Origin of the sequence: Lactiplantibacillus paraplantarum, from assembly GCF_003641145.1 — a bacterium.
GTDB classification, from domain to species: domain Bacteria; phylum Bacillota; class Bacilli; order Lactobacillales; family Lactobacillaceae; genus Lactiplantibacillus; species Lactiplantibacillus paraplantarum.
The window spans coordinates 17,067-38,185 of the sequence record NZ_CP032746.1 but is presented as its reverse complement, the minus strand read 5'-3'; the positions used below and the strand labels follow the sequence as shown (position 1 = coordinate 38,185).

The window sequence follows — 21,119 nt, the reverse complement described above, 5'->3', positions numbered from 1 at the left end:
GAGGAATTACAATGGATTATTTCAAGACGGCACCGAATTTTATGTGGGGAGTTGCCACTGCCGCGAATCAAGTGGAAGGTGGTTGGGATGAAGACGGAAAAGGAATGTCAATTGCTGACTGCATGCGCTATCGACCAAAAATAGATACAAATGATTATCAAGCTGTTAATCAAATGGACAGCCATGAAATTGAACTTGCATTGACTGATCATTCAACAAAAGGTTGGGCAAAGCGGCATGGCGTTGATTTTTATCATCGTTACCGGGAGGATATTAAATTATTAGCAGCAACGGGTATCAACACGTACCGCTTCTCAATCAGTTGGGCCCGAATTTTTCCCAACGGGGATGACGCCCAGCCAAATCAAGCCGGTCTTGACTACTACTTAGCGGTCGTCCAAGAACTTAAAAAGTACAACATTACGCCGATCGTGACGTTGTCTCATTATGAAATGCCCCTAAACCTCGTCTTAAACTACGACGCCTGGTTCGATCCACAAGTCATCGGCTACTTTAACAAGTTTGCCCAAACGGTGATCGATTACTTGCACGATGATGTGAAGTACTGGATTCCAATCAACGAGATCGATAGCATTATTCGCCACCCATTTTCATCTGCCGGGCTAGTTGCCGATCGATTTCAGGGCCAGAACTTTGAAGCAGTGATTTATCAAGCAATGCACCACCAATTCTTAGCCGCCGCCAAAGTCGTTCAATACTGTCACCAACGTTACGCGGATTTGCAAGTGGGGTCCATGATTACACGAACCATGGTTTATCCGTATAATAGTGATCCACAAAACGTCCTGGCCGCGACTGAAACGATGCGTGACGTCTACGCCTTTAGTGATATTCAGGTTCGGGGGCGCTACCCCCAGTACTTACTGACGACACTTAAGCGGAAGGGGATCCCGTTAACGATTTCCGCCGAAGACCGCGCGTTGTTACAACAAAACACGGCAGACTTCGTTGCGTTTAGTTACTACTCGTCGATCTGCACGGCAGCCGATCCAACTGGTCTCAAAGTGACCAAGGCGAACCGGACGGCCGGGGTTTACAACCGCTACCTTCCAGAAAGTGAATGGGGCTGGCAGATCGACCCCGTTGGGTTACGGTTATCCCTGATCGACTTGTACGACCGGTACCAGAAACCACTCTTCATCGTCGAAAATGGGTTGGGGGCCACGGACACTTTAACGGCGGACCATCACGTTCACGACCAGTACCGGATCGACTATTTACGCCAACACATTCAGCAGCTATTGATCTCCATGGCCGAGGACGGCATCGAGCTAATGGGCTACTGCATGTGGGGCCCCACCGATATGATCTCGGCATCGTCCAACCAAATGTCCAAACGGTACGGGCTCGTCTACGTCGAGTTAGACGATGCGGGCAACGGGACTTATAGCCGTTACCGTAAAGACAGCTACTACTGGTATCAGCAACTACTGAGTTATGGCCATCAAATTCCCGTTGAATTTCTGGCCACCCCGGTTCCAGCGGTTTCTGAATAGGGCGTTTCAATTAGCAGGGGAGCCCCTAACTTAAAAAAGCACGATTTAATGGCATTTTTATGCCGGTAAATCGTGCTTTTTTGCTTCCGTCCACCTACAATAACGGATTAGGTTAATTGCAGTCGCACAAACACGGTAAACATCTGGAGGCGAATTAAATGAGTACCGAGTATTAGAAAAGATAAAACGATTGCACCGGTTAAAACTGCCAATAATGAAGTGTTGGTTAACTTTCTGGATTCTCCCGGGGCATCAAAAGCTAAAAAAGAAGCTGATACGGGGAAAATAACAACTATCGGCTCGTTAATGGATTTTGACAATTGGATTGATAAATTTGCAATCTACCATCTCACCAATTTAAATATTGATTAACTGATCTTCAATTGCTCAATCATTTACGTTCTAAGAAGCCTAAGAACCTGTCTAGTATCTTTTAAGAACTATCTTCAGGAAGGCCAATACAACCATTTGAAGACTGCTGTTAAGGGCGCGTTCACAGTTTTTCCAAAGTCGCCGACATTTGTCTAGCCAACTCCATGAACGTTCAATGATCCATCGTTGCGGTAACACCGTGAACGTATGCAACTCGTTGCGTTTAGCTACCGTCGTCTTAGCATTCAAAATGAGCTTCACCTGATCCGCAAAGTCATTGCCAGTGTAGCCACCATCAACCAGGACATGCTGAACCAGCTCTAAATTTTGGCTAGCCAAACTAAGCATAGCCAATGCACCTGAACGATCTGATACATTAGCTCGTGTCACGAGAATGGCTTGTGGTAAACCGTTAATATCAACCGCCATATGACGCTTAATCCCTGAAATCTTTTTGCCGCCATCGTAGCCACTATTTTTCGTTAAATCAGTGGTTTTAACACTTTGAGCATCAACAATCACAAACGACGTTCGGGCCGATCGGCCCTGTGCAAAACGATAGGAAGCAACAGTTTTTTTAAAAGCCTTTCTAATAGCGAATCAGCTGTCGGGTCTGGTTTATCTCGCCACATATCGTAATAGCGGTAGACAGTGTGCCATTCCGGGAAATCGTGCGGTAATTCACGCCATTGACACCCTGTAGTAAGCGAGTAAAGGATGGCATTGAATACGTCATAAAGATCATAACGACGCGGTCTTGTATGCTTGCGGAAGTTTTCTAAATCAGGTTGTATTAACGCAAATTGCGCTCGAGAAATATTGCTTGGATAATCTGGCATGACAAACTCCTCAGTCGGTTTTCCACAATTCTACCAGATTCAGCAGATACTAGACAGGTTCTAAATGTTGCTCCTTGGAACTCACACGCGCATAACCGATTTTAGCCATTTCCAATTCTCATTTTGGACAGTTCTAATGAACATTTGTAATTCCTAGTATAGCGCAGAAATAAAAACGGCCACTAGGGTATACCCTAGTGGCCGTTTTTGAGTGCGCCCGGCATGGGTGATAACTAGGCGGTGTAAGTCCGCTGTGGGCCGTAGTAGTCGGAACCACGAGTTGAGGGCAAGGGCGTCCGCTGTGAGACGGAGTCTGAAGGAAGCCTAAAACAAAATACTGAACCGATGTACAAGAAGTGGCTACAAGGCTGATTAGACTGGATGAAGTTGCTCAACAAACTGAAGTCCTACACTACTCGAGGTCGAAGTCAGTAAAGCCAACGGTTACATGGTATGAAAGCTATCATTCTTACCCGGGGAGGCCTGTCGAATAAGCTCCCAACAAGGACGCCGATATAGGTGTACAGGGGCAAACTAGTCAGTGATGGCTAGCTGAATCCGGCAGGAGTCAGCCGAGGTCATAGTAATCTGCCGTATGACAGATGAAGGACTGAACAATAATAATTCTCACTGATATGGGAGGTGTTGGTAGTGCGAAAATTGCAGAAAACAGAACAAGCTGACCGCCAAGGGATGGATAGTCTGGAAGACAAAGAGTATCTTGGGGCGCATAGTACTACTAACGGTGAAACTACGGCGCAGGATGGCATTCAATTTGTAGACCGGGTTCTTGCGAGAAATAATTTGAACTTAGCGTTTAAGCGAGTTCGGAGTAATAAAGGCGCAGCTGGAATGGACGGCATGACCGTTGACCAATTAGCCGAATATATTTACAAGAATCGGGAAGAACTCTTAGAGAGTTTACGTAATGAAACATATCGGCCACAACCAGTCAGACGGGTAGAAATACCAAAGCCTGATGGTTCAACTAGAAAGTTGGGAGTCCCCACAGTTATCGATCGTATGATCCAGCAAGCTGTGGTGCAAGTACTCTCGCCGATATATGAACAGGTGTTTTCTGATAATAGTTTTGGATTCCGACCGGGCCGAAGTGCGCATGACGCGATTAAAAGAGTCACCAGCCTCTACAATCAAGGTTACCACTATGTGGTAGACCTCGACTTAAAGGCATACTTTGATACGGTCAACCATGACTTACTGATGAATTTCATCCAACAACAAATAACTGACCCATGGTTACTTCACCTGATTCGTCGTTTCCTAACAAGTGGAGTCATGAATGGCAAAATGTTTCAAAGGACGGATAAGGGGACACCGCAAGGTGGGAACCTTTCTCCGCTATTGGCAAATATCTATCTCAATGAGTTGGACAAACTACTAACCCAGCGAGGACACCAATTTGTGCGCTATGCCGATGACTGTAATATTTATGTCAAAAGTAAGCGAGCTGGAGAACGAGTCTTGCGCAATGTCACAATCTTTCTTGAAAACAAGTTGAGATTAACAATTAACCGTCATAAAACAACGGTTGGTTCGCCACTTCAACTAAAGTTTCTAGGATTTACGCTTGGTGTAGACCGTAATGGGGCATATGCGCGACCGCACAAGGTCGTAAAACAGCGAGTTAAACAAGCACTCAAGATAATGACTGGGCGAAGTCGTGGAATTAGCTGGTTAATGTTGATGAAGGAAATTAAACAGAAAATGCGAGGATGGTTACAGTACTATGGGATTGGCAAAATGAAGACGTTTATTCACCAGCTGGACCAATGGCTACGAAGTAGAATTAGACAGTTGATATGGAAACGTTGGAAGAGAATCAAAACCCGATATCGCGAGCTGATTAAGCTAGGAATGACACCGGAACAGGCCAAGACTAATGCCAATACCCGCAAGGGATATTGGCGGACTGCCCACAGTAAAACACTAACCTATACGTATACAAATCAAAAGCTGGAGCGTCTAGGACTAATAAACCTGTCCAAGACACTCCAGCAAATACAGAATGCTTAAATTACTGAACCGCCGTATACGGAACCGTACGTACGGTGGTGTGAGAGGTCGGTAATTGAAATAATCAATTACCTCCTACTCGATTCCATTATCAATGGCTTTTTAAATTAGAGCCTAGTACTTTTGGAATGGAAATACTTTCCAACACCAAAAATTCTAGACCCGATTATTTTTGTTAAACGAGATTTCTATATATAATGGAATTATAAATTTACTGTTGGAGGTTTTTATGACTGATTTATTTGCAGATGGGACTATCTCTATCCATGGAGCTCAAGAAAATAACTTAAAGGATGTCAGTTTAGATATTCCTAAGCATAAAACGACTGTATTTGCTGGTCTTTCTGGGTCTGGTAAGTCCTCTTTAGTTTTTGATACATTAGCCGCTGTTTCCCGACGTGAATTGAATGAAACTTTTCCTAGTTTCACCCAACAATATTTGCCTAAATACGGTCAACCTGAAGTGAACCGAATCGACAACTTACCAGTGGCAATTGTGGTTGAACAGAAGCCTATTGGTCGTAATTCTCGATCTACTCTGGCAACCTACACCGGCATCTATTCCGTCTTACGTTTGATGTTTTCTCGAATTGGACAGCCTTGGGTTGGGTATTCTGAATGGTTTTCCTTTAACCTACCTCAGGGAATGTGTCCAAAATGTCAGGGATTAGGCTTTGTTGACGACATAGATGAACGTCAATTAATTGATCCTAATAAATCACTCAATGAAGGTGCAATGACTTTTGCCGGTTTTCAACCGGGAACTTGGCGTTGGAAGGAATATGGCAACAGTGGATTATTTGATTTAGACAAAAAAATTAAAGACTACACCGATGAAGAATATGATTTATTCATGCACGCTCCGCAACAAAAATTAAAAAATCCACCGGCAAATTGGGGCCGTACGGCATTATATGAAGGACTAGTTCCACGTATGCTTCGCTCTGTTATTCATAGTGCCTCAGGTCGTCATCATGAAGCTGCCTTATCAAAGATTGTCACTCGAAAACCTTGCCCAGTATGTCATGGAACACGTCTGAACAAAAAGGCTCTAACTGGTAAAATTGCTGGCAAAAATATTGCAGAAGTCAGCGATATGGATTTAGTAAGTGTCCTAAAATTTTTGGATGATATCTCGGACCCCAAGGCTAAAACAATGGTGCGTGAACTACGTAGTAAAATTCAAGCTTTGGTCGACATCGGTTTAGGTTATCTTTCCCTTGGCCGTGGAACTGATACTCTATCTGGTGGAGAAGCTCAACGAATTAAAATTGCCAAATATTTGACGAGTTCCCTATCCGATTTAGTTTACGTACTCGATGAACCAAGTGTAGGACTCCATCCTCACGATATTAAATTAATTACCCAATCCTTAAAAAAGCTCAAGGAACATGGCAATACCATTATCCTAGTTGATCACAACCCTGCCATTATTTCGACAGCAGATTATGTCGTGGAAATGGGACCACAAGCCGGCAAAAATGGTGGTCAAGTAACTTTCACTGGTACCTACGACGAACTATTACGGTCAGATACGATTACGGGTAAAATGTTACGAGAAAAAATCACTTTCCCAAAGCCTCGTGAACCTCAATCTTGGCTAAATGTTAATCATGTAACTTCTCATAATTTAAAAGACGTATCTACCAGAATCCCTCAAGGTGTAATGACCGTGATATCTGGACCAGCAGGTTCTGGAAAAAGTACTTTAGTCCAAGCTTTCAAACAACAAGTTTCTGATCAAGACTATATTGATTTGAGTCAGGATTCTGTAGGTTTGAATATTCGTTCCACACCTGCAACTTACTTGAACATTTTAAATCCTCTACGAAAGCTTTTCAGTAAAGCCAACAATGGCGTTTCAACACAACTATTTAGTTATAACGGTAAAGGTGCTTGTCCCCGTTGCAAAGGTAAAGGTGTGATGATCACCGAGATGGCATTCATGGATCCAATCGTTCAAGAATGTGAGTTGTGTCATGGGAAACGTTATAGCCAAGAAGCACTACAATACACTTATCATGGCAAAGATATTTCTGAGGTTCTAAATCTTTCTATCAACGACACTTTAGAGTTTTTCAAAGATGTGCCAGATATCTACAAAAAGGTTAGTCTACTCCACCAAGTTGGACTTGGTTATTTGAATCTTAGCCAGTCGATGACCACTTTATCTGGTGGTGAAGTGCAACGTGTTAAGTTAGCAATGGAATTGAATCATACCGGCCGAATCTATTTCTTAGATGAACCAACAACCGGATTGCACTTACAGGATACTCAACAATTGATCGATTTATTTGAAGGATTGGTTGATAAGGGCAATACATTAATTCTGATTGAACATAATCTGAAATTAATTTCACGAGCCGATTGGTTAGTCGATATGGGACCCGATGCTGGTAAATTCGGCGGTCAAGTTTGTTTTGAAGGTCATCCAAAAGATAGCCTAAACGATAAAAACTCTCGGACTGGTGCTGCATTAGCAGCTATAATTTCTTAAAAGATTCAAAAAGATCACCTCATTTAAAGTGCAACACAAAAGTTAGACAAAATTGAATATTTTTAAACTGCTAAGGCATGTTCCCTGTATTCGCAGGGAGTCATGCCTTTTGTTTTCTGTGATATTCGTCGATTGTTAAACCAATCGACGTAATTCTTTGTGATTTCCTTGAATTCTCCAATATCTTTACACTGTGGAAATCCATTAAGACATTCTGTTTTAAGAAGATGAAAGAAGCTTTCAATTGGCGCATTATCAAGACAGTTTGCCTTACGAGACATGCTTTGTATAAATTTTTTTCAGAGAGTTTATCGGTATAGTAATTCAATTGATAATGCCAACCTTGATCTGAATGAATTATTGGTTTTATTCCTTCCGGAATATTTTCTGTGAGTTCATCGAGTGTATCCATAATTAGTTTACTGTTAGGACTATTACTTACTTGAAATGCTAAAACTTCCTTGCTTGCTTCGTCAGTAATAGCTGAAACGTAAGCCCACTTAGTATCGGCCAAGCGTACTTGTGTAACATCGGTATGTAATACTTTGAAAGGTACGGTTTCATTAAAATGCTGATGTAGAACGTTACGCGCCACTTTTCCAACTGTACCTTTATAAGATGAATATCTACCATTTCTGTGGCGGTTATAAAGGCTTACTTGAACATTTAATTCATCCATCAAACGACGCACTACGGCGTCTGATAGATGGATATCTAATTTAATGAGCTCTTCTTGAACGCGACGATAACCGTAGGTTAGACGTCCGCGATATCTTCCGCTTTCGGCAATTTTACAATCTACCTAATCCCCATATTTTTTGAGTCAGTTAAATGATTTTCAAATTTATAATAATTAATAGTATTGTTAGCCATTGGTAGCCAAGCCGCACTCAACCCGAGAAATAACCCTGAAACAAGCTCTAATTCCAAAAATGACACCCCAACTAAACCAAATAATGAACCTAAAAGGCCACAATAGATAGCTAGTTTTAGTAGTATATAGCTATTTATCTTAGTTCTTATGCCACGAATAAAAAATTCCGGTTGTTCTAAACGTGTAAAAGATGACAAATGGCAAAACTGCAACAACAGTATGACTACTTCCCCATTTCAAAAAATCATAAATGGTAATACAACAACTGTACTACTGATAATACTGAGCATAGTATTTCCGATAGACTGAATATTTCGTTTCATAATTTTTCCCGCATTATTTCAAAAAATAGTTACTTGATACTTGTCAAAACTTAAGGCTTGTAAAAAATACACCTATTGGTTTCAAGTCTGTCTCAATAGTAAAACTATAAAATTTGAATCCTGGCCGTTTTCACATATATTATTGTTCAATACCCAACTGCTCTACGTGATCAAAACAACAATTTTCTAGAGAGCGTAAAATATCTTGTGTAAATGCATAAAAGATTTCTGAATTGTATAGAAATAGGGAATGCCTTCCCTTATGATATTTAGTAACCACAGAAAACATCACAGGAGGCATTCCCCATGAATGAACTTACCACAGAAATTATCGCTGCACTAGCCCAAAAGCAAGATTTGGACGAAGTTTTTCGTCACCACCTCGAAATTGCGATTAACCAGCTGCTTCAAACCGAATTGGCAGAGTTTTTGGGTTACGAACGCTACTCATACGCTGGGATTAACACTGGTAATAACCGCAACGGCAGTTATGAGCGCTCGTTTGATACGAAGTACGGCCAACTTAACTTAACCATTCCTCGAGATCGCAATGGCCGGTTTGAAAATCATACCTTGCCAGCCTACGGTCGGCACAGTGATAATTTAGAAACAACGGTCATTCAGTTGTATACCAAGGGAATTACCACTGCTGAAATTGCCGAACTCATTGAGAAAATGTACGGTGCTCACTACTCCAAAGCCACGGTTTCCAACATGACTAAAGCCGTCAATGAACAGGTTCAAGCTTTCCAGCAACGTCGACTGGCTTCACAATATGCGGCCATCTTCTTAGATGCCACTTACTTGCCGTTAAAGCGGGATACCGTTCAAAAAGAAGCCGTTCATATTGCGATTGGCATTCGTCCAGATGGTACGAAAGAAGTGCTGAACTACCAAGTGGCGCCAACGGAATCGACTGGAATCTGGACTGAACTGCTGGGAACCTTGATCAAGCAGGGCGTTGAAGATGTGCTGTTGTTTGTGGCCGATGGGTTAGTTGGTTTGGATGAAGGCTTGAATCGGCATTTCCCTAAAGCCAAACGACAACGTTGCCTGGTTCATGTTGGGCGGAATCTGATGAACAAAGTTCGCGTAAAAGACCGCAAGGCCGTGATCAGTGACTTTAAACAAGTTCATCGGGCCGCCAACCGTGAAGCAGCCGAACTGAAACTGAATGAGTTCGCCAACAACTGGCATCAGACCTATCCCAAATTAATCAAAGATCTGCTTAAAATGCCGAATTTACTCACTTTCATGGACTTTCCACCAGCTATCCGGCAATCACTATACTCCACTAATCTGATTGAGAACTTTAATAAGCATCTCAAGCGCACCACCCACCACAAAGAACAATTTCCAACGGAAGATTCACTGGATCGCTTCCTGGTTTCTCAGTTTAATGTTTATAACGAGAAGTCTCTGAAGCGGATCCACCGAGGGTTCAAAGGACTCCAGGACACCTTGGAAGCATCATTTATTTAAGTTAGATACATATTATATGTACGAAGGCATTTCATTTACACAAGATTCTTGACGCTACCAAAATATAATTGGCAGTATAAATTGAGCCTTTACCTTGCTGCTGGCATTATTCCCGTGGCTGATAAAATGTCTAATGTGGGAAAGTGGCTCAAATTTAATGGTTGCGGGATTACAATAAGTGATCTTGAAGATCTCCACGGAGAACTTTTAACGATTTCCCGTTCTAAATATGAAACATTGCAAAATGAAGTTAAGCTTCAGCAACATCGGGTTAGAGAAGGATACTATACACAGAAATTGGTTTCATCCATAGAAAAGAGCTTGGAAATAAGTGTTTAATGAATACCACAACTAGCGCTTTTAGTTTTTTTTAATTTATTGTTGTTATTTGGTGAACTCCAATTACTCCTTTATGCATGTTTCCTAACATTATGCATAGCATACTTATTGTCAATTGTGAGGTTTAAGGACTTCACCTTAAACCTTTTGGCACTTGGGGAAGTCATGGGGTAACTGACGCCATTGAGATACGGTACGGAGAAAATATAGAGAATGGCATTAAAAATCTCGTAGAAAGCCACTTGGCGTGGTCGCGTGCGTTGACGTACGGCTTCCAAATCAGATTGAATTAATTCAAATTGCTGAGGCGTAATGTCACTAGGTTAACCAATCATCTAAAATCACCTTTTTAATGAATTTATATCAAAAGGGATTCTGTCTAACAAAGATTAAAAACAGGTTCTAACATCTGGTGTGACTGTTTCTGACTAGCCTGCATTGTTTCTAAGCCCATAAACTGGGCCTTAGCTTGCTGATGACTTATCATATGATAGATTAAAAAAAGATTACACCAATGCCTTGAAATGAAATACATAAATGGTGTACAAATATACTTGTAGGAATGCAAATTTTCTATAAATTATTCAAAAGTAGGTTTATGAGAAGATGAAGGGAGCGATATAAATGGAGAAGATACCGGAAGTGAAAGTTCACTTGGCCGATTTAAAAGCTCTTTATAATGCTGGTTATGAAGTATTGACGAAACTACGTAAAGAGGCGAATTCACCTGTTGTAGAAGCGCACTTTCTAAATCAGGAAATCATTGCTATATATGGTAGAAATGCTGCCAAAATTTTCTATGACAAAAGATTTTTCAAACGCAGCAATGCCATGCCGAAACCAATATTGAGGACATTACAAGGTGAAGGGGGCGTTCAAACACTGGATGGTGAGGCCCATCATAAACGGAAAAAAATATTTATGGATTTAATGACACCAGAGCGTTTGGACGATTATAAGAGATTATTAGAAAAGAATTTGATCACCGCCTTAAATAAACAACAAGAAACTTTTGAGCTTTATGCATTGACTAAAGACGTGCTGTTTAAAACGATTTGCTCATGGGCTGGTATCAATCTAGAAAACTATTCTCGTGATAAGATAACTGAACTAGAAGATGACCAAGTAGCTATGTTTGAAGGAACTGTCACGTCGATTCCGGATCACATCAACGGGCTTACTGGCAGAAAAAATGCTGAAGAATGGGCTCAAGAACTGATAAAAAATGCACGTGAAGCTCCGTTAGAAACTGATAAGAATTTGGCCCTTTATGCTTTTTCAACTGCTACTGATGAAAAAGGAGATTTATTGCCACTCAAAACCGCAGCTGTAGATCTATTAAATATTATTCGGCCAACAGTTGCTATTACGGTATGGATAGCTCTTATGGGACATGCACTGTTTAGCCAGAATAATAACTATATTGCTCTGAAAACGGACTTCTTCAAGTTGCAAGATTCATTTATTAATGAATTACGACGCTATTATCCTTTTTTCCCTATGATTCCGGCCATCAGTATCGACGATGTAGAGATTGATAGTTACTTAATTCCTAAGGAAAGTTGGGTAGTTTTGGATATTTATGGGACTAATCATGATACAAGATACATGAAAGATGCCGATGATTTTAGGGTTGATCGTTATGTTGGCCGTACCAAGGAAATCTCCTATTCTGAACAATATGAAATGATTGCTCAGGGAGGTGGAGATTTTCGCGAAATGCATCGTTGTGCAGGAGAATGGATTACTTTACAAACATTACGAGTATTTAGTGATCAGTTAGTCAACAATTATAAGTTTGACATCCCTGCTCAGGATTGGACAATTCCGATGAATCAATTTCCTACCTACCCTAGAAGTAAAGTATTATTATCGAAAGTGTAAAAGTATATGTCTGAAGATCAATTTGGATGTAAGCTGATTCCTGCTCCTATCCTAGTATTTGGTACATAAATTTCTGAACAGTTGTGCCATAATTAATAAAACAAGATAGGAGCATTCCAATGAAACGATATCAAGATGATTTTAAAGCCAGCATTGTGAAGATGCATCGTGAAGAGAAAAGATCTATTCGCTCGCTTTCCGAGGAATACGGTGTTTCTCCAGCCGCAATTCATAACTGGGTTAAAGGCGCTAAATCAGTTGAGCTAGAAGATGGTACTGAAGTAACGTCCAAAGAATTCAAACAACTTCAAAAGGAAAATCAGCGATTAAAGGAGGAACTTGAAATTTTAAAAGCTGCGGCGGTGTTACTGGGAAAGCATTAGGACGAATTAATTGCCTTGTCTTCATAGAAGATCAGTTATTGCGACACCGCTTATCAATTATTCTTTCGGCACTGAAATTACCGCGCAGCACCTATTACCATTGGAAAAGATATCAACCTAGTCAACACGAACGTGTTGATAATCAGCTCAAAGAAAAAATTAAATTGATTTGGGAAAATAATTATCGTGCCTATGGTTATCCACGAATAACGATGGTGCTTCGCAAGTCAGGCATCTGTGTTGGGTCAAAACGAATTTTACGATTAATGAGGGAAATGGAGATTCACTCTTTAATGAATCGGCGATTTAAAAAACCTGGCACTCATGTGGATCATTCACAACGCCCCAATTTAATCAAGCACCAGCCCAATGCAAGGATATGGCGTGCTGACATTTCTTAAAACATTCTAAGCTTTATAGTGAATCGATTATCCGACGGGATAGTTGATTCACTATATTAGTTTTGTTCTAAACTTTAAATAGTGGTGAAACTATATGCCGTAAGAAGTTTAGACGCTTGACGTCGTCCTTAAAACAGGCAGTTTTACTTAGTAGTTAGTATTCTCTTCGAAGAATGTCGACACTTGATGTCCAGTTTAGAAAATTAGAAATAATTACCTGGTAGATTGCAAATTTAATCCGAATTTTTGGACAAATTTGTCAGCATCACCTGATACGGTGTTTGCCAGTCGAGTATTTTAAGCGGTCGCTGGTTAATTTCGAGTAAGGTGATTTTCAAGCCTTGAGCACTAATGTGCTCAAAATAAGTCCCCTTAGGATAAAAATAGCGTAAGTTCCGATTAAATCGTTCATTACTGCCGCGCTCAGCTGGCGTATAAGCATGGCAGTAATAGGTCTTAATACCATATTGTGCTTCAAGTGATACTAGACCGCTAAACCCAGTGCCACGGTCCACCGTAAAACTATGCACCGGGCCATTAAAAGTTGCTAGAAAATTAGTTAGGGCTTCATTAACAGTTACTGCTGTCCGTTTTTTTAATCGGTAGGCCCAAAGGAACCGTGATTTGCGATCGATTAAGGTTAATAAAACTGCCTTACTATGCCCATGGGGGCCAACAATTGTATCTAATTCAAAATCACCGATGCAATTACGTCGATTAACCACGATGGGTCGCTGTTCAATTGACCGTCCTAATGATTGATTATATTTAGAACGTTGGTCAAGGTTACGCCGTTGGCGCACGCCATGTTCAGGCAAATCATTTAAAGAAAACTCAATTTTCCCTTGATTTAACCAATTATAAATTGATTTAGTCGCTAGTTTAAATTCGTGAGCTATCATTCCTGGTGACCAGCTTAGACGTAAATGGTTGAAAATTTTTTGCTTTAACTCATCGCTCAGCTTAGTTTTCCGGCCACATCGTGATCGCTTGTATTCGGCATCTGTTTGTGCTAATTCAGCCTGATAAGGTTGACATCGAGATAATTCATAAGAAATTGTTGACGGTGATCGGTTCAGCCGAACGCCCATTTGGATATTGGACAGCCCTAGTTCACAAAAGGTTTCGATTTTAATTCGTTCGGAATAGGTTATACTAGACAAAAGATCAGCTCCTAAAAGATGGGTTTGTGGTAAACACCATTTTAAAGGAAGCTGATCTTTTTTGTCCGAACAGCGTTCGGATTAATTTTACAATCTACCAAATTACAAGTTTAATCCAACCAGGACCGAGAAATCTCATAATAGCAGCAAAAAAGGCTAAGGAACAGGAATCCACAGAGGCATCACACATATGTTTCAAAAACAGATTCAAAGCGTCTTACAAGTTACCATATAAGGGTTATGTTGGATGATCACCATAATATTCTTAAAATTGATTGACCATTTGGCCGATAAAAAACATGATAGAGACTATCATGGAACCCTCTATCAAAAGGTAAATGAAAAATCTTGAATTGCAGTCAATAGGTGAGATCGCTTCTTGGACTTCAATTGTAAATCAACCAATGCGGTGTTATATTTGATGATAGATTGTATTTAATAGCGTTAGTTAAAACGTTGGATGTAAGCTGATTCCTGAGACAACTTTTAAGAGAGGGTATAATGAATAAATCATCTCTCAAAAGGAAGGAATTTTTACATGCCAACTCGTTACGACAAAGAATTCAAACAAAACATCATCATCCTATATAAACAAGGCGAATCAGCCGCCCAACTGGCCAGAGAATATGGCATTGGCTATTCAACCGTTCATAAGTGGATCCAGGGCCAAGCCAAAACTCAATCCGGTAAATCGCCAGACGAAATTAAAGCGATGGAAAAGCGGCTGGCTTCCCGGTCTGAGGAGAACGAAATCCTAAAAAAAGCCCTGGGCTTCCTTGCGCAGAAGTAACCAATATCTTTGATTACATTCACCAAGAAAGCCATCACCACCAGGTAACCAAGATGTGCCGAATCCTCGGTGTTTCCAGAGCTCAGTATTATCGTTATCGATCCCCCAAACCTTCAAAACGCCGGGCCGAAGATGCGGACTTGAAACAACGGATTCTGCGGATTTTTGCGGAATTTAAGCAGCGATACGGTGTTATGAAGATCCCCCATGAATTGAATCTGGAACTTCAACCACTGCAGCTTCGGTGCAGTCCACGACGGATTTCCCGGCTCATGAAGGAACTGGATATCCACTCCGTTACCGTCAATAAGTGGAAAGCGGCTTCGGCTTCCAAAACCAAGGTTGAACAGCGTCCCAACTTGCTTAAGCAGGATTTCTCGACCACTGGTTTAAATCAAAAATGGACCGCTGATATGACCTATATTCAAACGAAGCGTAATGGCTGGTGTTACTTATCAACCATCATGGACCTGCACTCACGACGGATTATCGGCTATTCGTTCTCAAAAAAGATGGCTACTGATTTAGTCTTAAAGACCCTTGAAAGCGCGGTTAAAAATCGAACCATTACTGGGGACCTGATTATCCATACGGATTTAGGATCACAGTATACCAGCGATGATTACAATCAACGTTTAACTGAACTACATATCCGCCACTCATACAGCCGTAAGGGTTGTCCGTATGATAATGCGCCAATGGAATCCTTTCACGCTTCCCTCAAAAGGGAATGTGTTTATCCAGTGCCGGTCTTTGAAGATTATGAAACTGCCGCTGCCGTCCTTTTTGAATATGTGCATGCTTTCTACAATAGGAAGAGAATTCATAGTTCACTGGGCTACCAGACCCCCTTACAAGTTGAAATTGCAACACTTACGAGCCAAATGGCCGCCTGATTTAATGCTTTCCAGGGTTCAAATAAGTTATTAATCGCGATTAATGATTTATTTGAGCTGTGGAAGGTAAACGCGGTTCTGAATGTCTCTTAAAATCTGTCTCAAATATTGACTTCAATCCAAAAAAGAGTTATATCATAAATTAGTACAGCAGATGAATTTAAATGGTTGATAGCTACTCCTGTTTATCGTTCATCTAATAAATTTTTAACCGTGTTTCAAATGACATTTACTGGTAATTATTGGACCACATAATCGTTGTCTTTGCCAAAGTACAGTTTGTATATGCTTACGATAGACAAATTATTACCTAGCATCTGCAAGCCCCGCAAAAAAATATGTTTTACTATACCATAATAAGGAAGGCATAAGAACTTCTTATTATATTTTGTGATTACATACTAAGTTTAGGGAGATATTCCAAATGATTGTTGTGTATACCACACCAGGCTGTGCTTCATGTCGAAAAGCTAAAAATTGGTTAGATAAATATAATATAACTTATGAAGAACAAAATATTTTTCAACAACCTCCAACAACAGAAGAGATTGTAAAAATACTTAAATTAACAGAAAGAGGGACTGAAGAAATAATATCTAGGCGTTCCAGTGGTTATGGAAAGTTAAAGGAAAAACTAGCTGATTTAACATTGGGAGAGTTATGTAACCTTATTAATGAAGACCCTCACTTATTGAGACGGCCTATTATTGTTGACGAGAATCGTTTACAAGTCGGATACAATGAAGAAGATATTCGCAAATTTCTTCCCCATGAAATTAGAAAGGAAGAGTTTTTTGATATAATGCATGAAGATAAGCGACTTCGAACTGAAAATATAATAGAGTAGTTGAGTCATTTTCTGTGAACTATGATTTAGTTGGTGATAACAAGTCTAATAATGTTTTATTTCTGATCACTCACGTACTGTTCAACCCCTGTTTTGCTCATATGGTCTGCTCCTATGTCAATAAATGGCACATCTTTTTCTAAACACTCGTTCTAATTCTGTCGGAATTAAACCAACTGATGTAATTTGAGGTTCGGATTACCAAGTCCTCAAAATTGGAAAAAGTTGTTTGAAAGGCAAACTCTCTCTTCAACAATGAGTGAAAAGCTTCAATTGGCCCATTATCATCAGGATAACCTTGTTTTGAGTATGAGTGGCTAATCTGATGCCGTTCAAGTAAAGTTTCAACTTCGTTGCTGGTGTACTGTGAACCCATGTCAGAGTGAAAATATTGTGGCTTTTGATGACATTCAAGCGCCTGATTAATCGTTTCTACAACTAACGTCGCCTCCATCTGACGACCAATCTTGAAAGCAAGAACTTGATGAACCTTTGGTTCGTAAATAGAACTGAGATAAACCCAGGTTCCTGGACGTAATTCCAAATAAGTGTGGTGGCTGTCTTTTCCCTTGTGAGGTGAGGCCCATGGGAACATGGAATAATCTTCAGGAAGGTTTCACAGTCAATGAGCGTCTTCCAGACACTCTCGTTGATGTTGCTGTTTGGCACGTTTTTAATCGCGCTCCTCAGCTATATCGACAAGCACCACAAATAAAAAAGCCGCCCTGTGTAACTTTGGTAGAGGTCACAGGACGAGCTAAAATCGTTTATTAAATTTCTGCCACCGCCTTTGAAGCGGCTTGCGTGGGAAGTCCTGTTTTCGGCGGGGCTTCCTTTTTCTGTCTTCATTATAGCATGTCCCTTAAAAACTGGCTAACGTTTTAGGCTTTGATCAGGTTCAGAATCTGGTTGTTTGATTTCTGGATGCTGTTCAGCAAAGGATTTCAGTTGCTTCTGTGTTCTCTCACTGATTTCTTGGTGCACATCGTTTAACTGTTTTTTAAATTGTGCTTTCTGTTGTGGACTAGTTGCTTGTTGAATTTGTTGTTGCAAGCCTTGATAGGACTTATTAAGATCATGGGCTGATAGCTTTTTTAGATTATGCTCAGGCTCTTTTTGGGCTTCTTGTAAGCCTAATTGTTTGGTTAAGCCATCGCTAAGCTCAATCACTTTGTTGCTCACTTGCTGGATCTCACTTAAAGCACTATGGATCACGGCTTTATCTTTTGCCCAGGTGGCCACGTAACCGAGTGAGTAGTTGCTGGTATCAACGCCAATATTTTGCATGGCAACATACGCGATCGCTTCGGCTTGGGTTTCCTGATAGGCTCGTGGCCGATCTTTAAAGGCTGATTTTAATCCGTGTAGCTGGCTATGCGCATATTCATGATATAACGTCTTCAATTTTAAAGCATTATCGGGCTCATCGCCACCAATGACGATTTCATTAGTGCTGGGTTGAAAATACCCCTTAGCCCCATTTAGCGTCTCTAAAGGCACTTCACTGACTTTAAGGTCGGTTTGCTGGTTTAGATAGTCCTTGAATGCGTTATACAAGCTTGTCACATTCTGATGATCGGCCAAATTTTCTTTGACAAAGTCTTTAGCACTTAACACTGGTTCACCGCTAGTTTGTGCCACATCAAAGACGGGTAGATAGCGATAACCGACAATGGCGCGCTCATCGGTGGTATCAAGATGCTTCTGCTCGGCTGGTGTTAGCTTCTTAATGATCGGAGCCGCAATCCGAATCGCTTTTGCGCCCCGGTTGACGGTGCGGTTAAAAGCCTTCTGCCATTGCTTAAAACCGGCGACTTGAGTGGCTTGAGGATTTTGCGTATAAATTAAATCAATGTTTCTGGCGCTATAACGATGAAATTTAGCCAGGGTATTGAGATACTTTTTAAATTGGTCACTATCAGTTAATTTTAGGATTTGCTGTTCGGCTTGGGCGACTAATTGTGCTTTCCAGGCTTTAACGTCTGCTTTACTCGGCATTGTCTACCCCTCCTCATCTTCAAAAACATCATTCAATATAGGGGCTACGTTGATTTGAATCGGGGTCGTGCCATAAAGGGCGATGTAGCCATCAGCTAATTTTTGCCAAGCCACTTGATAATAGGCTCCGTTACCAGTGATTTCTTTTAAATACTTGTAGGTTCCTTTAGCCTGTAAAACTGGTAATTCACTCCCAATGACTGCTAATTTATTATCCATTTTATGATCTCCTTTGCTTTGCTAATCTCACTCGTTGTTTGGGTTTACTTTTAGGGTTGTAAAAGTGAACCTAAATGACGGGTTCACCAACCGGAACGTAGTGCAGGGCGGTAGGCAGGTTCTAATCAAAATCAAAACTTAATTTATGACCGTCAAGTTTTAGCTTGGCGTCAAACGACTTACCTTTTTTGCTCTTGAACCCCTTTAGTTTGCTGGTTTCACCCTTGGTGACCAACGCTTTAATTGCGGTCTTACCGAGGGTCTTACTGCTCCATTTCTTGGGCAGGGTAAAGCTTTCGCCTTGCTTAGGCTTTACAATGTAAAACTTCTGTTTATTTAAAACGGTCGCTTGCGGTGTTTCTAAGAAGACCTCGTCGGACTTTTGTGCTTGCTGTTGGTGATTGATTTGTTGCTTAATGGCTGCACTGCCAGTTAATTGTGTTGGGACATCAGCGATCAATTTCACTACGAACTTCTTAATCTGGCTCAAAAAGTTATCCGGGGTGCGTTCTTCGGTACTGATTTGCTGTAACGCTTGCTCCCATTTAGCCGTCATTTCTGGACTAGTTAGCAAGGGTTCGAGTTCAACCGCTTTACATAAAGTAATTCCGGCTTCACTGACGCGTAGCTTGTTCTTTTCAGTGACGAGATAGCCGCGTTTCTTTAACACTTCCAGCACATTGGCCCGGGTTGCACTTGTCCCAATGCCTTGCACATCTTTAAGAATCGCTTGGGCTGCTTCATCATCAAGCGTTTTGCCGGCGGTCTTCATGGCCGTAATCAGGGTACCTTCGGTAAAGGGTACCGGTGGTGTCGTTTCTTTTTGCGGTGTTTGCAGATTTGCTTGGACTTGATCGCCTTGGTGAACGAGCGGTAAGGTTGCTGCTTCTTGCTGCTCGGTTTTGGTTTCATCAAATAGAACTTGCCAACCTTGCTTAGTTGGGACCTTACCGGTTGCTTTAAAATTAGCATCGCCGACTTGGGTAACAATGGTGGTTTCTTCATATTCGTAAGGATCAGCAAACATGGCTAATGTGGTTCTTAAAACCAAGTCATAGACTTGTTGCTGTAATTTAGGCAAGCTGGCTAGTTTCTCTTTCGTCGGCACGACTTTAGTCATGATAATGGCGTAGTGTTCTTCAACCTTTTTTCCATTAACATAGCGCTTATTTGGGGTGGTATTGGTTAAAGCGACTTGTTTAGAGACTAACCCCAGATACTTCGTCAGATTAGCCACTAAATACTCAAATTCTTCATCAGTGATATAAGCACAATCGGTGCGGGGATAACTGAGTAGTTTGTCTTCGTATAAGCTTTGAATAGCCACTAAGGTTTGGCTGGCACTGGCGTGATAACGTTTATTCATGGCACTTTGGAGACTAGATAGCGAGAATAGTTGGGGACTAGCACGCTTCTTGCCTTGCTTTCGGACGTCCTTGATTAAACCGGCCTGTGAGCCTTTCTGAACGTGTTTAGCCTGCATGAATGTCATTAGCCCTGTTTCGTCTTTAAATCGCTGATAGGGGTCTAATTTTGCAACAAATTTTTGCTGATTAGCAAGAATTTCCGCATTTATTTCAAAATAGGGTTCCGGCTTAAAGTTTTTGATTGCCTGGTCTCTTTGATAGACCATATACAAGGTTGGCGTCTGCACTCGGCCAATTGAATACACCCCGCGCACCCCATTTTGTCTCAACAATAAAGTATATAAGGGACTACCATTCATACCGATCAGCCAATCGCTAATTTGACGAGTTTGGGCTTCTTTATAAGCCAAATAGTCTTTGTGCCAGTCACCAAGATTTTTAAAGCCGGTAATAATGGCGTCTTTTTCCAAACTATTCAACCATAGCCGCTTAATGGTCTTCTTTTTAACGTCAATCTGGGCTTGGTTCATGATTGACCATGCGATATTGGAGCCTTCCCGACCACTATCGGTAGCAACAATAATGGTATCAGCCTTCGTTAACAGGTCTTTGACGATCCCGTATTGGTCCTTTTTACTAGCTGACACTTCAAACTTGTATTTATCGGGAAAAATCGGTAAATTAGATAAGGCCCATTGCTGGTATTTCCGATCATATTTATCCGGTGTGGCTAGTTCAACTAAGTGTCCGAGACCATACGTGACAAGCGTATTCTCGGGCAAAACAGGGTCACTAACCGTATAGTAACCCTGTTTTTTTGTGCTCTTTTGAAAGGCTTGGACGTATGACCGGGCTTGACTGGGTTTTTCAGCTAAGATAACAGTGGTCATGTTC

General features: G+C 41.1%; 17 protein-coding genes and 3 pseudogenes. 11 read left to right on the top strand and 9 right to left on the bottom strand.

Features of this window, described 5'->3' with window-relative positions:
• Nucleotides 1-11: 11 nt before the first annotated feature.
• Nucleotides 12-1,517: a glycoside hydrolase family 1 protein gene (locus LP667_RS15925; RefSeq protein ID WP_056988613.1), complete on the top strand. Its 1,506-nt coding sequence runs from the start codon at nt 12-14 to the stop codon at nt 1,515-1,517.
• Nucleotides 1,518-1,940: 423 nt separating this feature from the next.
• Here the strand turns inward: LP667_RS15925 and LP667_RS15920 are convergent.
• Nucleotides 1,941-2,728 (bottom strand): IS5 family transposase gene (locus LP667_RS15920; protein ID WP_121018961.1). Its coding sequence is split into 2 segments (ribosomal slippage): nt 1,941-2,461 and nt 2,461-2,728, totalling 789 coding nucleotides; the frame shifts between segments, so codons are not numbered across the junction.
• 651 nt (nt 2,729-3,379) lie between these two features.
• Between LP667_RS15920 and ltrA the strand changes: the two genes are divergently transcribed.
• Both ltrA and LP667_RS15910 read left to right on the top strand, forming a co-directional pair.
• Nucleotides 3,380-4,762, top strand: a complete 1,383-nt coding sequence (gene ltrA / locus LP667_RS15915; RefSeq protein WP_056988682.1) for a group II intron reverse transcriptase/maturase — start codon at nt 3,380-3,382, stop codon at nt 4,760-4,762.
• Nucleotides 4,763-4,991: 229 nt separating this feature from the next.
• Complete coding sequence (locus LP667_RS15910; protein WP_056988684.1) at nt 4,992-7,259, top strand: ATP-binding cassette domain-containing protein; 2,268 nt, start codon at nt 4,992-4,994, stop codon at nt 7,257-7,259.
• Between the two features lie 62 nt (nt 7,260-7,321).
• On the opposite strand, the gene LP667_RS17360 is transcribed toward LP667_RS15910, so the two are convergent.
• From LP667_RS17360 to LP667_RS16825, 3 genes and pseudogenes are all read right to left on the bottom strand, one after another.
• Nucleotides 7,322-7,540, bottom strand: a complete 219-nt coding sequence (locus LP667_RS17360) for an IS3 family transposase (RefSeq protein ID WP_225428806.1) — start codon at nt 7,538-7,540, stop codon at nt 7,322-7,324.
• Between the two features lie 74 nt (nt 7,541-7,614).
• Nucleotides 7,615-8,049, bottom strand: a pseudogene (locus LP667_RS17355) (DDE-type integrase/transposase/recombinase); the annotation flags it as partial.
• A gap of 8 nt (nt 8,050-8,057) precedes the next feature.
• On the bottom strand, nt 8,058-8,330 hold the full coding sequence (locus tag LP667_RS16825; protein WP_146969956.1) for a hypothetical protein: 273 nt from the start codon (nt 8,328-8,330) through the stop codon (nt 8,058-8,060).
• A 432-nt stretch (nt 8,331-8,762) separates the two neighbouring features.
• Here LP667_RS16825 and LP667_RS15900 point away from each other — a divergent pair, with 432 nt between their 5' ends.
• The 4 genes and pseudogenes from LP667_RS15900 to LP667_RS15880 all read left to right on the top strand — a co-directional run.
• Nucleotides 8,763-9,938 carry an IS256 family transposase gene (locus tag LP667_RS15900; RefSeq protein ID WP_077727077.1) on the top strand — a complete coding sequence of 392 codons (1,176 nt, stop codon included), beginning with the start codon at nt 8,763-8,765 and terminating at the stop codon, nt 9,936-9,938.
• Between the two features lie 48 nt (nt 9,939-9,986).
• Nucleotides 9,987-10,277, top strand: coding sequence for a glycosyltransferase (locus tag LP667_RS15895; RefSeq protein WP_056988762.1), 291 nt, complete (start codon nt 9,987-9,989; stop codon nt 10,275-10,277).
• A 624-nt stretch (nt 10,278-10,901) separates the two neighbouring features.
• The gene (locus LP667_RS15885) at nt 10,902-12,161 is read left to right on the top strand and encodes a cytochrome P450 (RefSeq protein ID WP_003561277.1); all 1,260 of its coding nucleotides are present in this window, start codon (nt 10,902-10,904) and stop codon (nt 12,159-12,161) included.
• Between the two features lie 119 nt (nt 12,162-12,280).
• A pseudogene (locus LP667_RS15880) lies at nt 12,281-12,942 on the top strand (IS3-like element IS1163 family transposase); the annotation flags it as partial.
• Nucleotides 12,943-13,178: 236 nt separating this feature from the next.
• On the opposite strand, the gene LP667_RS15875 reads toward LP667_RS15880, so the two are convergent.
• Nucleotides 13,179-14,108: an IS30 family transposase gene (locus LP667_RS15875; protein WP_121018959.1), complete on the bottom strand. Its 930-nt coding sequence runs from the start codon at nt 14,106-14,108 to the stop codon at nt 13,179-13,181.
• A 538-nt stretch (nt 14,109-14,646) separates the two neighbouring features.
• Here LP667_RS15875 and LP667_RS15865 point away from each other — a divergent pair.
• The 3 genes from LP667_RS15865 (at nt 14,647) to LP667_RS15855 (ending at nt 16,641) form a co-directional block, all read left to right on the top strand.
• Nucleotides 14,647-14,898, top strand: coding sequence for a transposase (locus LP667_RS15865; RefSeq protein WP_121018958.1), 252 nt, complete (start codon nt 14,647-14,649; stop codon nt 14,896-14,898).
• Nucleotides 14,899-14,903: 5 nt separating this feature from the next.
• A complete protein-coding gene (locus LP667_RS15860; RefSeq protein ID WP_338084861.1) occupies nt 14,904-15,794 on the top strand; it encodes an IS3 family transposase in 891 nt (296 codons plus the stop codon).
• Between the two features lie 424 nt (nt 15,795-16,218).
• On the top strand, nt 16,219-16,641 hold the full coding sequence (locus LP667_RS15855; protein ID WP_121018956.1) for a Spx/MgsR family RNA polymerase-binding regulatory protein: 423 nt from the start codon (nt 16,219-16,221) through the stop codon (nt 16,639-16,641).
• 139 nt (nt 16,642-16,780) lie between these two features.
• Here the strand turns inward: LP667_RS15855 and LP667_RS15850 are convergent.
• Nucleotides 16,781-17,191: pseudogene (locus tag LP667_RS15850) on the bottom strand (DDE-type integrase/transposase/recombinase); the annotation flags it as partial.
• Between the two features lie 75 nt (nt 17,192-17,266).
• Between LP667_RS15850 and LP667_RS15845 the strand changes: the two are divergent.
• Nucleotides 17,267-17,356: a putative holin-like toxin gene (locus LP667_RS15845; protein WP_021353390.1), complete on the top strand. Its 90-nt coding sequence runs from the start codon at nt 17,267-17,269 to the stop codon at nt 17,354-17,356.
• Nucleotides 17,357-17,514: 158 nt separating this feature from the next.
• On the opposite strand, the gene LP667_RS15840 is transcribed toward LP667_RS15845, so the two are convergent.
• The 3 genes from LP667_RS15840 to LP667_RS15830 form a co-directional block, all read right to left on the bottom strand.
• Entirely contained in the window at nt 17,515-18,639 is a 1,125-nt protein-coding gene (locus tag LP667_RS15840; RefSeq protein WP_121018955.1) for an ArdC-like ssDNA-binding domain-containing protein, read from the bottom strand.
• Nucleotides 18,640-18,642: 3 nt separating this feature from the next.
• Nucleotides 18,643-18,858 carry a hypothetical protein gene (locus LP667_RS15835; RefSeq protein WP_121018954.1) on the bottom strand — a complete coding sequence of 72 codons (216 nt, stop codon included), beginning with the start codon at nt 18,856-18,858 and terminating at the stop codon, nt 18,643-18,645.
• Between the two features lie 121 nt (nt 18,859-18,979).
• Nucleotides 18,980-21,115, bottom strand: a complete 2,136-nt coding sequence (locus tag LP667_RS15830; RefSeq protein ID WP_121018953.1) for a type IA DNA topoisomerase — start codon at nt 21,113-21,115, stop codon at nt 18,980-18,982.
• Nucleotides 21,116-21,119 lie beyond the last annotated feature (4 nt).

Excerpts from the sequence above, each read along its gene's own strand:
- LP667_RS15885 (WP_003561277.1), top strand. The coding sequence starts at position 10,902 with ATGGAGAAGATACCGGAAGTGAAAGTTCACTTGGCCGATTTAAAAGCT.
- LP667_RS15910 (WP_056988684.1), top strand. The coding sequence starts at position 4,992 with ATGACTGATTTATTTGCAGATGGGACTATCTCTATCCATGGAGCTCAA.
- LP667_RS15835 (WP_121018954.1), bottom strand. The coding sequence starts at position 18,858 with ATGGATAATAAATTAGCAGTCATTGGGAGTGAATTACCAGTTTTACAG.
- LP667_RS15925 (WP_056988613.1), top strand. The coding sequence starts at position 12 with ATGGATTATTTCAAGACGGCACCGAATTTTATGTGGGGAGTTGCCACT.
- LP667_RS15845 (WP_021353390.1), top strand. The coding sequence starts at position 17,267 with ATGAGCGTCTTCCAGACACTCTCGTTGATGTTGCTGTTTGGCACGTTT.
- LP667_RS15865 (WP_121018958.1), top strand. The coding sequence starts at position 14,647 with ATGCCAACTCGTTACGACAAAGAATTCAAACAAAACATCATCATCCTA.
- LP667_RS15840 (WP_121018955.1), bottom strand. The coding sequence starts at position 18,639 with ATGCCGAGTAAAGCAGACGTTAAAGCCTGGAAAGCACAATTAGTCGCC.
- LP667_RS15900 (WP_077727077.1), top strand. The coding sequence starts at position 8,763 with ATGAATGAACTTACCACAGAAATTATCGCTGCACTAGCCCAAAAGCAA.
- LP667_RS17360 (WP_225428806.1), bottom strand. The coding sequence starts at position 7,540 with ATGTCTCGTAAGGCAAACTGTCTTGATAATGCGCCAATTGAAAGCTTC.
- LP667_RS15855 (WP_121018956.1), top strand. The coding sequence starts at position 16,219 with ATGATTGTTGTGTATACCACACCAGGCTGTGCTTCATGTCGAAAAGCT.
- LP667_RS15830 (WP_121018953.1), bottom strand. The coding sequence starts at position 21,115 with ATGACCACTGTTATCTTAGCTGAAAAACCCAGTCAAGCCCGGTCATAC.